Annotated in this window: 10 protein-coding genes; 4 read left to right on the top strand and 6 right to left on the bottom strand. The window is 68.1% G+C overall.

What is annotated here, in order from left to right:
- Positions 1-64 precede the first annotated feature (64 nt).
- Entirely contained in the window at positions 65-1,717 is a 1,653-nt protein-coding gene (locus tag ACQP2T_RS30780) for an ABC transporter substrate-binding protein (RefSeq protein WP_433519544.1), read from the bottom strand.
- A 176-nt stretch (positions 1,718-1,893) separates the two neighbouring features.
- On the opposite strand from ACQP2T_RS30780, the gene ACQP2T_RS30775 reads away from it, so the two are divergent.
- Positions 1,894-3,309 carry an amidase gene (locus tag ACQP2T_RS30775; protein WP_433519543.1) on the top strand — a complete coding sequence of 472 codons (1,416 nt, stop codon included), beginning with the start codon at positions 1,894-1,896 and terminating at the stop codon, positions 3,307-3,309.
- Positions 3,310-3,369: 60 nt separating this feature from the next.
- On the opposite strand, the gene ACQP2T_RS30770 is transcribed toward ACQP2T_RS30775, so the two are convergent.
- Positions 3,370-3,999 (bottom strand): TetR/AcrR family transcriptional regulator, encoded by a 630-nt coding sequence (locus ACQP2T_RS30770; RefSeq protein ID WP_433519542.1) that lies wholly within the window; start codon positions 3,997-3,999, stop codon positions 3,370-3,372.
- 120 nt (positions 4,000-4,119) lie between these two features.
- Here ACQP2T_RS30770 and ACQP2T_RS30765 point away from each other — a divergent pair, with 120 nt between their 5' ends.
- Together ACQP2T_RS30765 and ACQP2T_RS30760 are read left to right on the top strand one after the other, a co-directional pair.
- Positions 4,120-5,643 (top strand): MFS transporter, encoded by a 1,524-nt coding sequence (locus ACQP2T_RS30765; protein ID WP_433519541.1) that lies wholly within the window; start codon positions 4,120-4,122, stop codon positions 5,641-5,643.
- A gap of 13 nt (positions 5,644-5,656) precedes the next feature.
- Complete coding sequence (locus ACQP2T_RS30760) at positions 5,657-8,803, top strand: bifunctional cytochrome P450/NADPH--P450 reductase (protein WP_433519540.1); 3,147 nt, start codon at positions 5,657-5,659, stop codon at positions 8,801-8,803.
- A gap of 195 nt (positions 8,804-8,998) precedes the next feature.
- Here ACQP2T_RS30760 and ACQP2T_RS30755 read toward each other — a convergent pair whose 3' ends face one another.
- Entirely contained in the window at positions 8,999-9,169 is a 171-nt protein-coding gene (locus ACQP2T_RS30755) for a hypothetical protein (RefSeq protein WP_433519539.1), read from the bottom strand.
- Between the two features lie 213 nt (positions 9,170-9,382).
- Positions 9,383-9,637, bottom strand: a complete 255-nt coding sequence (locus ACQP2T_RS30750; protein WP_433519538.1) for a helix-turn-helix transcriptional regulator — start codon at positions 9,635-9,637, stop codon at positions 9,383-9,385.
- Between the two features lie 151 nt (positions 9,638-9,788).
- Here ACQP2T_RS30750 and ACQP2T_RS30745 point away from each other — a divergent pair, with 151 nt between their 5' ends.
- A complete protein-coding gene (locus ACQP2T_RS30745) occupies positions 9,789-11,201 on the top strand; it encodes a hypothetical protein (RefSeq protein WP_433519537.1) in 1,413 nt (470 codons plus the stop codon).
- Here ACQP2T_RS30745 and ACQP2T_RS30740 read toward each other — a convergent pair.
- Together ACQP2T_RS30740 and ACQP2T_RS30735 are read right to left on the bottom strand one after the other, a co-directional pair.
- The gene (locus ACQP2T_RS30740) at positions 11,193-11,837 is read right to left on the bottom strand and encodes an NUDIX domain-containing protein (RefSeq protein WP_433519854.1); all 645 of its coding nucleotides are present in this window, start codon (positions 11,835-11,837) and stop codon (positions 11,193-11,195) included. The two genes, ACQP2T_RS30745 and ACQP2T_RS30740, sit on opposite strands and share 9 nt — an antisense overlap.
- 211 nt (positions 11,838-12,048) lie before the next feature.
- Positions 12,049-13,743, bottom strand: coding sequence for a hypothetical protein (locus ACQP2T_RS30735; RefSeq protein ID WP_433519536.1), 1,695 nt, complete (start codon positions 13,741-13,743; stop codon positions 12,049-12,051).
- Positions 13,744-13,890: the final 147 nt, after the last annotated feature.

The raw sequence follows: 13,890 nt of genomic DNA, 5'->3' as shown, positions 1-13,890 counted from the left end.
GCCGTATTAGTGCGGTGGTGTGGCTGTACGTCACCGGCGTCTTCTCAACGATGGCCATCGAGCCTCATCCAGCCGCGCCGACGTAGGCCATCTGCGGCATCGACCAGTAGGCGAAGGACGTCACCGCACCTGTCAGGCGGTTGTTCAAGAAGCTGATCGTGTTGGTCGACAGCAACGGGACGGTGCTCGCGTCCGGTTCGAAGATCTCCTGCGCCTTGATGATCTTCTGCGCGCTCTCCGCCGGGTCGAGCGTCTGCCGGGCCTCCGTCAGCAGCTTGGTGACCTCCGCGTTGTCGTAGCCGGTGTAGTTGTACGGCTGATCTGGTAGCAGGTCGAAGCCCAGCGGTTCGAGGGGGTTCTGGCCGGCGTTGAAGTTGCTGCTCAGCATCAGGTCGACGCCCGGGCGTTTGGACGCGTCGTAGCTCGCCTCGGCCCACACCAGGGGCTGCATCGACTGGATCGTGACGGTCACGCCGATCGCCTTGGCCTGCTGCTGGATGAGCTGGGCGGTCCGAGACATTGTCTCGTCACCGGCCATGGTGGCGAGCACGACCGTGTCGCCCTTGTACGACGACCCTTGGACCAGCGCCTTGGCTGCCTCTACGTCGTAGGAACGTTCCTTGACGTACTTGTCATAGGCCGCCTGATACCGGCCATGCTGAGCGCTCGGCCAGGTGGCCGGTGCGAGCAGGGTGTAGTTCGCCTCGGCGGCCCCGTGGAAGACCACCTTGGCCAACGCGTCCCGATCGACGGCCCGCTGCAGCGCCTGACGGAGCTTGTTGTCGGCGAGGGGGCCGTCGGGGCGGGCGACGGAGAGATTCACGCTCTGGGTGGACGGGCCGAAGACCAGCCGGCCCTTCTGCGACTTCTGCAGACTGGAAACCGTGGAGACGGGCAGTTCGTACGCGCCGTCGATCTCGCCCGCGTTCAGCGCCTGGGCCACGGCGGTCGCGTCGGTGACGAAGGTGAAGTCGACCTCCTTGGCGAACGGCCGCAGTTCCTTGTTCCAGTAACCGTCGTTGCGCTTGAGGGTGATGCCGCTGCCGCTCTTCCACTCGCCCAGGGTGAACGGGCCGCTGCACACCAGCCCGCCCAATGGGGTGCCCGCGTTCTTGCCGGCTCGCTCGGCCCACTCTTTCTTGACGACGGCCCCCGAGATCGTCGCCATGCCGTCGGCGAACAGCGCGTCAGCCTTCTTGAAGGTGACCGTGATCTCCTTGTCGCCGGTCTTCTTGATCGAGTCGACGTAGAGGAAGACGAAGCTGACGATGGCGGTGGGGTCGGCCGAGCGCTTCAGGCTGTAGACGACGTCGTCGGCCGTCACCGGCGTTCCGTCCGAGAAGGTGACGCCGTCGCGCAGAGTGAAGACCAGCTCCGTGGGCGAGCGTTGTTCCATCGTGGCCAGGTTCGGGCGGGTGCTGAAGTCGGCATTCATGCTGAGCAGCGAGTCGCACACGTTCTTGACGACCTGCCCGGAGCTGTAGCTGGCGGCGTTGCGCGGGTCAAGTGTGTCGGGTTCACCCGTCGTGAGATTCCAGACGATCTTGTCGACGTCGCCCTTGGCGGCCGGGAGGGAAGAAGTGAGCTTCGCTGGGTCGATCTTGGGAGTAGCGGGGGCCTCTGTGGAGCTGCCGCCGCAGGCGGCCACCGCGGTGCTCACGATCAGGGCCACGGCCGCGAACACGACACGGCGCCCGGTCATATGGGCAAGGTCCATGGCTTCTCCTGACTTCTTGCATGTGACCTGGATCATGCCAGTGACATAACCGTGAACATATAACCCTCGTCGTATAACCCACAAGACACCTCTTGCGAAATCAAGGTGACGTAATGTTCGCTACGTCACACAACGCTTGTCACAGCACGGGTCGAGCTCGAAGGAGATGCACGCATATGTCAGAGGAGTTGTTCTGGAAGAGCGCCTGGGAACTCGGCGAGCTCTACCGCGACCGCAAGGTGTCGCCGGTCGAAGTGGTCGACGCGGTGCTGGAGCGGCTGGAGAACGTCAACCCGAAGATCAACGCCATGGTGACCGTGACCGCCGACCGGGCCCGAGAGCAGGCCAAAGCGGCCGAGGAACGCCTGCGCCACGAGGACGACCTGCCGACCCTGTTCGGAGTGCCGATCACGGTAAAGGACCTGACCGACACGGCCGGCGTCCGCACCACGTACGGCTGCCAGGCCTTCGCCGAGCACGTTCCGGAGGAGGACGCCCTGGCCTGGGCCAGGCTCAAGGAGCAGGGCGTCATCCTCATCGGCAAGACGACGACCCCGGAGTTCGGCCTGCTCGGCGTGACAGAGAGCCACCTGACCGGCTCGACCGGAACTCCCTGGGATCCGTCCCGCAACTCCGGCGGCTCCAGCGGCGGCGCCGCGGCCGCAGTGGTCTCCGGCATCGCGCCGATCGCCTGGGGCTCCGACGGCGGCGGCTCCATCCGCGTCCCTTCCTCCCTGTGCGGAGCCGTCGGCGTCAAGCCCTCCATCGGCCGCATCCCGCACGCCCACAACACCGACACCGACTCCACCGAGGGTCCGATCACGCGCCGCGTCATCGACGCCGCGCTGCTGCTCGACGCCACCGTCGGACCCCACCCCTTGGACCGCATCGCCCTGCCCGCGACCGGCGAGAACTACACCGCGGCGGTCCGCGAGCCGGGCGACCTGACCGGCGTGCGCATCGCCGCCTGTTACGACCTCGGTCAGGGCGCGCTTGACCCGGAAGTCCGGCATGTCTTCACCCAAGCGCTGAACGACATGCGGGCCGCCGGCGCGTGGGTCGAGGAGGTCGGGATCCACCTACCCGACACCCAGGAGTTCTTCGACCAGTTCTCCAGCCCCGAGTACATCCCGTACGCCGACGAACTGCTCGCCGCCGGCCTACCCGTATGGCCGCTGATCACCGACATCGCGGCGCGGGCGCGCCTGCTGACAGGGGCGCAGGTGAGCACCGCTATGCGCCAGGGCAAGACCGACGTATACGAGGCCTTCCTCACCGTGCTCGACGGCTTCGACATCATGGTGACCCCCACGACCCCGATCACGGCCTTCCCCCACGCCGGCGACTACGGCCCGACCGTGCTGGTAGACGATCGGGAAGTGCCGCCCCTCGGCCTGTTCCTCCACTCCATGACCGAACCGCCCAGCCACGCCGGCCTGCCGGCCCTGTCGATCTGCGGCGGCTTCACCGCCGAGGGCCTGCCGGTGGGCCTGCAGTTCATCGGCCCGCTGTACGCCGACGCGGCCGTCATCTCGGTGGCGGCCCGCTACGAACGCGCCACCACCTGGCATGAACGCCACCCCACCCTCTAGAGGAAGGCCACGGTCGGGACCCGATGATCTGCCGGGTCCCGACCGTTCGTTGTTTCCTGCTTACCCGCGCGGGCGGGTGAGGGTGGCGAAGAGAGCGGCGAAGTTGTCGAGGGTCTCCACGGCGATGCCGTTGTCGCGGTGGGAGAGCCAGGAGGAGATGACCCCGCTGACCACCGAGTTGATCATCTCGGCGAGGGCCCGCGTGTCGACGGTCGGCTCAAGACCCGCCTCGTCCGCGAAGCGCTCCAGGTAGGACACGGTCTTGTCGAGGTAGGCCCGGTGCTCCCAGGCCGGCAGTTCGCTCAGCTCCGGTTCTCGCAGGGCGAGGTTGACCAGTTCGCTCAGGACGAGCTGCGTCTCGGGATCCGCCTCCACGGCCGACCAGTAGGCGCGCAACAGCGTCCGGATGTTCTCGACGGGATCGACTTCAGGGGTGATGGCGGGCCAGGCGGCGTCCAGGGCGATGTTGATATCGGTGGACAGCAGGGCGGCGTAGAGCTCCTGCTTCGAGCGGAAGCAGTAGTGGAAGGCGCCGTGCGGCATGTCCGCCTCCGCGCAGATCGCCCGCGTCGTCGCCGCAGCGATGCCCTCGCGTTTCATCACGCGCAGTGCCGCCGCCACCAGCAGCTCGCGCCGGACGTCCGCGCTGACGTGCTTCTTCGTTGCCTTGTCCGCCTGTGCCATAGCCATGCCCTCCAGGATAGCAAGAAGTTGGCCACGTGACTTGGCCAATCGACTCAGCCATTTGACTTGGCCGCGTGGCCAACTCTATGGTCGTTTCATTGGCATGCCGCAAAGGAGTGAATTGACATGCCCGTGCTGGAGGAATCGAGGCCGGTGGGAGTCCGTCAGTGGTGGGCCCTGGCCGCGCTGACCGTGCCGGTGCTGCTGATGAGCATCGACCTGACCGTGCTGTCGATGGCGGTGCCCGCACTCAGCGAGGAACTGACCCCGACGGCGACGCAACTGCTGTGGATCATTGACGTGTACGGCGTGTTCCTGGCCGGCCTGCTGATCCTCATGGGAGCGTTAGGAGACCGGATCGGGCGCCGCCGCCTGCTGCTGATCGGCGCGCTGGCGTTCGGAGCCGCCTCCGCCCTGGCCGCGTTCGCCTGGAGCGCGGAGGTGCTGATCGTGGCCCGCGCGCTCCTGGGCCTCGGGGGCGCCACCCTGATGCCGTCGACGCTGTCGCTGATCCGCAACATCTTCCAGGACCCCGCTCAGCGACGCCGCGCCATCTCGGTCTGGGCCGCCGCCTTCGCCGGCGGCGCCGGGCTCGGGCCGGTGGTGGGCGGGCTGCTGCTGGAGCACTTCTGGTGGGGCTCGGTGTTCCTGATCAACCTGCCGGTCATGGCGTTGCTACTCGTCGTGGGCCCGTTCCTACTGCCCGAGTCCAAGGATCCGAACCCGGGCCCGTTCGACATCGTCTCGGCGCTCATGCTGATCGCCGCCGTACTCGCGCTGATCTTCGGGATCAAGCGGGCGGGTGAGCACGGCTGGGGCGTCGGCCCGATCGCCGCGCTGCTCGCAGGCGTGCTCCTCGCGGCGCTCTTCGCGGTCCGTCAGCGGCGCCTGGCCCACCCCATGATCGACATCAAGCTCTTCCGGTCGCTCCCGTTCACCGTCGCGGTGTTCGCGAACATCGCCGGAGTGTTCGCCATGACCGGCGTGATGTACTTCTTCCCGCAGTACGTCCAACTCGTCCTGGGGCACTCGCCGCTGGAGGCGGGCCTGTGGTCGCTGCCGCTGGCCGTGGGCGCCGTCCTCGGCGCACTCACCGTCCCAGCCATTGCCCGCCGCCTTCCGGCGGGCTGGGTGATCGGCCTGGGGCTGGCCGCCGCGGCAGCGGGCTACCTGCTGCTCAGCATGCTGGGCGCCGACGAGGTCATGGCTCTCGCCTTCAGCGGCGGGGCACTCCTCGGCGTCGGCGTCGGACTGGCCGACACGCTCACCAACGACGTCATCGTCGGCACCGCGCCGGCCGAGAAGGCCGGGGCCGCGGCGGGGATCAGCGAGACGGCCTACGAGATCGGCGGCACCCTGGGCACCGCCATCCTGGGCAGCATCGGCGCCCGCCTGTACCGGGACCAGGTCCTCGAGGGCCTGCCCGCCGAGACGCCGCGCGCGATCACCGATGCCGCGACGCAGACCCTCGGCGCCGCAGGCCAGGCCGCCGCCCAGTTGCCGCCGGAGCAGGCCGGCCCCTTCCTCCTCGTCGTGAACGGCGCCTTCGTCAACGCCATGACCCAGACGTTCACGGCCGCCGCGCTCATTGTGGGCGCCGCCGCCGTCGCCGCGATCGTCACGCTCCGACGGCACCGCCACAACCACTGAAAGGGAGTCCGCCATGTCCGCGGTCAAACCGCCGACCACTGCCCCCGGTACGCCCGAGATGCCCGGGCCGAAGGCCCTGCCGCTGCTGGGCAACCTGGCCGAGGTGCTGACCACGTCCGCCGAGACGAGCGTCGACTTCGCCGACGCGTATCACCGCAGGTACGGCGGCATCTTCGCGTTGACCATCGCCGGTGAACGAACGATTTTCGCTTCGAGCCATGCGCTGGTCTCCCAGATGTGCTCCAGCCCTTTGTGGACGAAGTCGGTCCACGCGGCGCTCGAGGAGGTGCGCGCCTTCGGAGGCGATGGTCTGTTCACGGCCCACAACCACGAGCCGAACTGGGCGATCGCCCACCGCCTTCTCATGCCTGCCTTCGGCCCGGTCGCCATGAAGGACTATTTCCCCGCGATGCTCGACATCGCCGATCAGATGTTCACCCGCTGGGAGCGCTTCGGGCCGGACGCGCGCATCGACGTCCCCGACGACATGACCCGCCTGACCCTGGACACGATCGCCCTGTGCGCCTTCGACGTCCGGCTCAACTCCTTCTACTCCGAAGAACTGCACCCGTTCGTCGGGGCGATGGTGCGCAGCCTCGTCGAAGCCGGCGCCCGCAGCGAACGACTGGCGGCCATCCAACCGTTGCTGTTCAGGACCAACCGCCAGTACCGGGACGACATCGCGGCCATGCGCCGCATCACCGAGGAGATCGTCGCGGCCCGGGCCGCCCAGCCCTCCTCCACGCGCCCCGACGACCTGCTAGAACGCATGCTCACAGCCGTCGACCCCGTGACTGGCGCGAAGCTGCCAGAGGAGAACATCCAGTACCAGCTCGCGACCTTCCTGATCGCGGGCCATGAGACGACCTCCGGCCTGCTCTCCTTCGCCACCTACGAACTGCTCACCCACCCCGATGTGCTGCGCAGAGCCCGGCAGACCGTCGACCAGGCCCTCGGCGATCGCACACCCGGCTTCGACGACCTCGCCGACCTCGGCTACCTGGGTCAGGTCCTCCGCGAAACACTGCGGATGCACCCGACCGCGCCCGCTTTCGCCCTGACCCCCAGCGAGGACACCACGCTGGGCGGGTACGCCGTGCGCAAGGGCGAGGACGTGCTCATCATGCTCCCCACGCTCCACCGCGACCCCGCCGTCTGGGATTCCCCGGACCTCTTCGACCCCGATCGCTTCGCCCCCAAGCGGATGGCCGAGATCCCCGAATACGCGTGGATGCCGTTCGGCCACGGCGCCCGAGCCTGCATCGGCCGACCCTTCGCGCTCCAGGAGGCCACCCTGGTCCTGGCGATGATGCTGCAGCGGTTCGACATCGAACTCGCCGATCCCGGCTACGAGCTGGTCATCCAGGAGTCGTTGACGATCAAACCCAAGAATCTCGCCATCCGTGCCACGCCGCGCCTCGCCCGCTCACGCGTGCAACTACCTTCCTCGGCGGATACCGCCGTCACCAGCGAGAACACCATGCCCAGCCATGACACCCCACTCCTCGTGCTCTACGGCTCGAACGGGGGAAGCAGCGAGAGCCTGGCGCGCACGATCGCCTCCGACGGGGCGCTGCGCGGGTGGAAGACGACCGTGGCCCCGCTGGACGAATACGCAGGACGCCTTCCCACGACCGGGCCGGTGGCTATCGTCACCTCCTCCTACAACGGCACCCCGCCCGACAACGCGCGGCGCTTCCTCACCTGGCTCACCACGGACGAGCCTGACCTGAGCAGCGTCGACTACCTCGTGCTCGGCTGCGGCAGCCTGGACTGGGCGGCCACCTACCAGCGAGTCCCCACTCTCCTCGACGAGGCGATGCGGGCCGCAGGGGCACGCCGCATCCGCGAGCGCGGCACGATCGACGCCCGCACGGACTTCTTCGGCGACTGGGAGCGCTGGTACGAACCCCTGTGGCCACTTCTGTCCGACGAGTACCGCGTCGAACAGATTGCGCAGACCGGTCCCCGATTCCGCGTCATCGAGACAGACGACGGGCACGAGGGAAACCACGCGACCGCGGTCGTACTGGACAACCGCGAGCTCGTACGCCACCCCAGCCGCAGATCGAAGCGCCATCTGGAGATCCGCCTTCCCGACGGCATGCGCTATCGAACCGGCGACTACCTCTCGGTCCTGCCCCAGAACGACCCCCATCTGGTCGCCAGGATGATCGAACGCCTCGGTACGCGCGCAGACCGGATCTGCACGATCGAATCGAGCGCGCCTCAAGGGCTTGTCCCCATCGGACGAGCGTTGCGGGTGGACGACCTGCTGACCCGATACGTCGACCTGGCGGCCCCCGCTTCCCCGGGCGTGGTGGCCCGGCTGACACAGACGACCAGCTGCCCGCCGGAACGAGCGGAACTCGAACGCCTCGCCTTCGACGACCACGCCGAGCAGGTCCTGCGCCGCAGGCTGACGCTGATCGACCTGCTCGAGAAGTTCGCCTCGTGCCAGGTGGACCTCGCCCTCGCGCTCGAACTACTGCCCGCACCCCGACCGCGCCAATACTCCATCAGCTCCGCCGCCGAAGAGCAGAGCGAGGTGGCGCTGACCGTGTCGGTACTGGAAGGCCCGGCCCTGTCCGGCAAGGGCACGTTCCACGGCACGGCGTCGAGCTATCTCCAGCGCGTACGGCCGGGCGATCGCATCGTCGCCACCATCACCTCCCCTCCGAGCACGTTCCGCCCACCGGCCGACACCGGCACCCCGGTGGTCATGATCGCCGCAGGCTCGGGTGTCGCCCCCTTCCGCGGGTTCATTCGGGCACGCATGGCCGCCGCCGCGACCGCACGGGACGTGGGCCCTACGGTGCTGTTCTTCGGCTGCCAACATCCTGACTGGGACGACCTGTACGCCGACGAGTTCGCCGAGCACACGCAAGCCGGCCGTCTCGAGGTCTATCGGGCGTACTCCCGGCTGCATGACGGCCACATCGGCTACGTCCAGCACCGGCTGTGGGAACAACGCGAACGCGTACGAGCCCTTATCAGCGACGGGGCGCATATGTACGTCTGCGGCGACGCGACCGGCATGGGCCCGGCCGCCGAAGAGACACTCCGGCGCATCGGCACGACTATCTCGGACGACCAGAACGGCCGCGGGTGGCTGCAGGAGATGCGAGAGGCGGGACGCTACGCAACGGACGTGTACTGACCTCGGCCCCGACTTCCGGCACCACCCTCATGGTGCGCGATCCGGATGTGCTGAACTGCGGGCGATTCGCTCATCCCGCCGTGCTTCCACGCAGGATCGCGTCGTTGAGGGGAACACCGTTACCAAGCCCAGCACAGGATCTCTTCCGGAGTCCGGTCAAATCCGGGGTCGCCCCCTGTAGATCTCTGCTTTCAGTCACCAGATGTGTAGCAACTCGTACAGACGGTGGCATTGGTCAGGGCCGCGGGCGACCTCGACGGCTTGCCTGTACAAGGGCAGGAAATGCGCCCGCTTGTCCGGCGGCAGGGCGCGCAGAATCACGGCCAGGTCGTACGGTGGTGTGTCCTCGACGAGCTGCGCACTCATGGGAGATGACCGTACCCGTCCGCCTGCTCGGTCCGCTCGAAAGTGTCGGCGTCGAGATGGTTGCTGGTGAGGTGCCCGACAGATACGCCTTCGCCGCTGAAGGACTCCCCTGCTGGCACCGCACGGGTCGACGTCCATCACCGGATTACGGCCGCTGACGCATTGCCGGGCCCGGCAGCGAGGCCGGGCGCGGGATGTGGGTGGATCTCATGGTCAGCGGGGGCTTGAGGCACCGTCCCACTCGAACAGATCTCTGGTGGGCACGCTGAGCGCGTCGGCGATCTGGAACACCTTGTCCAGGTGCGGGCTGTACATGCCGTTCTCGATCCGGTTGATCGTCTTACGGTCGACGTCGGCTATCTCGCCCAGTTGTTCCTGGGTGAGCCCGTGCCCTTCGCGGAGTTCACGCAGCCGCAGGCCGAACTGTCTGCGCAGCTCAGCCAGGCGTGGCGTGATCGGATCGGGCACCCACCCACGGTGACGTGCATGATCACCAAAGGTCTGTACCAACGTTGGTACAAATGATGGTCGTGGACCCCAGCCACGCCGCGGTGACGTGCAAACATGCAGCCGCACCACCGCACACGCAGTCGTTATCGCCGCCCCTAAAGAAGGACGCATGACCCGTTCCCGGCAGGCCCACCCCTACTCGACCCGCACCATCACCCCACCCCGCCGCACCCGCGATGGCGGCATCTCCCCCGCCTGGCTGCTCATGCAAGCCGCCCAGTTGTCCTGGGAGATCCGCAACATCCTGCTACTGATCAACGGCATGCGGCTCAACCTCAGCGAAGAGCTCCAGATCCACAGCGAATCCAGCGACATGCTGATCAACGCCGCACACGCCACAGCCATCATGGAAGCCCGCCTACCGCTGGCCCCCGCCTGGGGCAGCGGCCGGCCCCGCAGCCGCTCCATCTTCGCCCAGGCACGCGAAGCCGGGACCAACCCCGCCGAAGTACGCCCAGACCTGGCCATGGTGCACCCACCCATCGACCCCCACTTCACCCAAGACGTGGACGCCGCCATGCGCGACGACCCCGACCCCCACGCCCAATGCGACGGCACCACCCTCAAAAAGGAACGCTGCACCAAAAACATCGTCACCGGCATCGGCTCAGCCCACTGCAGCGTCCACCTCACCCCCGCCGAACGACAGCGCCGCGACAACCTACGCGCAGCGCAAGACCGCCAGATGCAAGCCATCCACGACGCCCTCGACGACCAGCGCATGGCTCTGGCCGCGAACTGGATCGACCGCTACGGCCGCCGCCCCCACCGCCTGGAACTGCCCAGCCCGCCGAGCCGCCCGCGCCAGGTCATCCCGTTCGACGACGATGCCGGACTGACACTCAGCGAAGAGGACCACGCGATGCTCGCCCTGTACGACACCGGTTGGCCGGCCCTGTGCCCACGCTCGGCGGAAATCATCGCCGCCCTCCTGGACTGCCCCCGTGGCACGACCGCCGACCTCGCCGAAATCGCCGCCCTCCAGACACCGCAGCGCTGGTCCAGCGGCGAGCAGTGGCTCGAGTCCAGCATTTGGGACGGCATCCGGCCCCCGGCTCTCGCCCTGCCTGTCGCCGGTGAGGTTCCGGAGCTGGATGAGCACCCAGCCGTCCAGGTGCTGCGCCGCCACCTACACGATGACCACCAAGCGTGGGAATGCTGGAATACTGGCTTCGCCACCCTGGTCGAGGCCTGCGATGACCCGCCTGTGGACACCATGGCCGAGTTGCTGGCCTTCTGGCAGGACATCGGCATCTTGACCTCAGAGGACAGCATGGCCGACGAACCCCTCTGGGCGCTGCGGCCATCGCTGCCCTCCCCCTGGCGAGTGACGTACGCCAGGGGCCGCCACGTCCAACCGCACGTCCTGGCCAGCGCACTCGACCATCTACTCGCCAACGACGTGCCCTTGGACCCCGGCCTTCCCCCACGCGAAGTCTTCAACCTGATCATCGCCCCGAAGGGAGAAAGCGCCCACGGCACCGACATGGCCACCAGAGATACCGTCAGCGCCTCAAGTTGAAAGCCCCTCGGCAACCGGTACCGGTGAAGGAAGATGCTTCCCCACCGGCGATCGACCTGGTGACGCACTCACGCCAGGAACGCTGAGGGTCCGGCCCGTTCCACAGCGAACGCGGCGCCCGCCACTTGGGACTCGACGAGCAGATCCTCGGCTTGAACAGATCCCTGCACGGCTGCCGTCACGCCGCAGCCGATGGTCTGCGCGCCTCGACAGCGCGGGCGGCCACCAGCCGCGATCGCGTGCCCGGATTCGGGCGCGATCCTCGGGAAACACCGAGTCCCACTCCTCATCGAGGGCGAACCAGCGCGGCGGCTGCCCGCTCTCCCCACCCAGCGGCACATCGAGATCGCCTATCGCGGCGTACGACAGGCCAAGCGTCGGCGACCAGTCCGAGCGGTAGGAACGCACGCAGACCGCGGCCGGCACATCCAGCAGTTCCGTGTGCAGCCCGGTCTCCTCGACCAATTCGCGTGCTGCGGCGGCGCGGGGTGTCTCTCCCCGCTCGACCTTGCCGCCGGGAGGCACCCAGCCCCGCACCCGGTGCCTGACCAGCAGGACGTGCCCGAAGTCCGGATCGGTCACCCAGACATGGAAGAGGCCCAAGACCCGACGCCGTAATCTGCGCACGCTCGGCATTCCTGACCATAAGGCCAGGGAATGGGCATCGAGCGGCAAGGGGTATTGGCGCATCGCGGGCTCGCCCATTCTGGCGCGGGCGCTGCCCAACATCCACTGGGCCGATCTTGGCCTGAAGGGTCTGTATCCGACCTGGCACAGGCTCAAAACCACGACCTGACGAACCGCCGGATGCGGGCCCGCATGTCCAGTGGTGTGAGAGGGGGACGGGTCAACCCCGTCCCCTACTCGATTCCGCGAAGGCGCCCAGGACGTCGCCGTACTCGAGGTCGCCCGCGTCCAGGTCACGGGTCTTCCCGGTGCGCACGTCCACGGCAGCCAGGTAGACCTCGTCGTCCTCGTCCGAGAGGCGCACCATCACCTCGTTGGCGTTGAGCCAGCGCTCCACGGTGTCGATCTCTTGGGCACCGTCCTCGTCCACCAAGCGCCGTAGTTTGGTGACATGTCCGGTGCGCGTATCCAGCGTGATCACGCGCTCGTCGTCGGCCACGGCGAGCGTCCGGCCGTCGGGTGAGAGCGCCGCGCCGCTGATGCCCACCTCGGCGTCAACGCGGAAGCGGCGTCCGGCCAGCTTGATCTTCGTGTCCGACGAGGCCTCGCTCGCCATGGACTCGTCGATCACGCGCTTGCCGTCGCCCGTGATGGCCATGGTCCAGGCGCCGTAGGTCGTCCTGCCCTTGGTGAAGTCAAGCATCGGGCTGTCGGCGCCGCTCTGGAGGAAGTTGACCGCGAAGTAGCGGCCGTTGCGCGAGGAGACAAACTCGGGATCGGAGCCGTGCAGCCGGATCGCGAACGTCTTGTACTTGCCGGTGGCCAGGTCGCGGACCACGTAGTCGTTCTGGGTGTCCAGGTAGGCGACGCGCCGGCCGTCCTGGCTGACGGCCACGTCCGGCACCGTCGTGGTCTGCTTGGCGGCCTGGGAGGCGTCCAGCCGCCACTCAGTGCCCGACTTGCCCACCAGCCGCCACTGGGCGCACTCCGGGGGCTTGCGCGTGTCGTAGGGGGCGTCGCTGTTGCAGAAGCCTTGATAGGCACGGCTGATCGGCTCGTCCAGGCGCTCCGGCAACGGGTCGGGCTGCGGCTCCTCGGCGGTGGGCGTGGGGTCGAGCTCTGTGGGTATGAGGTCGGGCTCGGAGATCGGGGCGTCGGCCCGCTGGGCGGCCCTTTCCGCGCTGTTCGCCAGGGCGCTCAGCGCGACTATGGTGAGCGCCACGAACGCGCCGGCGCCCGCGAAGCTCAGGGTGGTGAACACGCTCCGCATCACGAGGCGCCGCCTGAGGACCAGGCGGGGCGCGGTCTGGGCAACGTCCAGGGGCACGGCGACGGGCAACTCGGCCGCCAGCCGTACCAGGGCGGGCGACGGAGCGAGCGGAGCCGGTGAGGGCAGGGCCGTCCAGGGGCTCGGGGGCGCCGCGAGGTCGTCGGCCTGCCAGGGTGCCGCCCACGGGCTGTCCCCGAGCGCTTCGATGGCCTCATGGGGCCGGGGCTCCGTGGCGGCTTCCTCGCCGAGGTCGAGGAGGTGCGGGTGGGTGGCTCGAACGCGTTCCGTCTCCGCCTGGAGCGCGCCGGGCATCCAGGTGCCGACCAACTGGGCGGCGCGGTGCGGGTCCAGGCCGTCATGGAACTGGGCGACCACGGCCACCCGCCCGAGCGGGGACATCCCGGCCAGCGGGAAGCCCGCGGGCGGCTCCGCGGGGCCGACGAGGTATGCCCGGTAGAGCGTGCTGAGCACTGCCTCGACCGGTCTGTTCCACCGGTGCACGGACCAGCGGCGGCCCGTCGTCACCAGGGCCTGGATGGCCAGGTCCCTGGCGCGTTCCGGGTCTCCTGTCAGGAGGTAGGCCGATCGGGCGAACCACTCCGCATGGTCGGCGGCGAACTGCGATAAGCCATCGTGCTTGGTCAATTGTTCGACTCCTCGTGGAGTTGATCACTTGCGTTTAACGACTTTACGCGGTTGACCATGGCGGACTCGCTGTTGGTCATTACGTTGTTGACCGGCCGACGAGATCGTCTTGATTGTCGGCGGCCCACTGCGCGAGTTGCGCCAGGG

The organism is Nonomuraea sp. CA-143628 (assembly GCF_050942315.1).
In the GTDB taxonomy this organism is placed as follows: domain Bacteria; phylum Actinomycetota; class Actinomycetes; order Streptosporangiales; family Streptosporangiaceae; genus Nonomuraea.
This window is presented reverse-complemented; position numbering and strand designations above follow the sequence as displayed.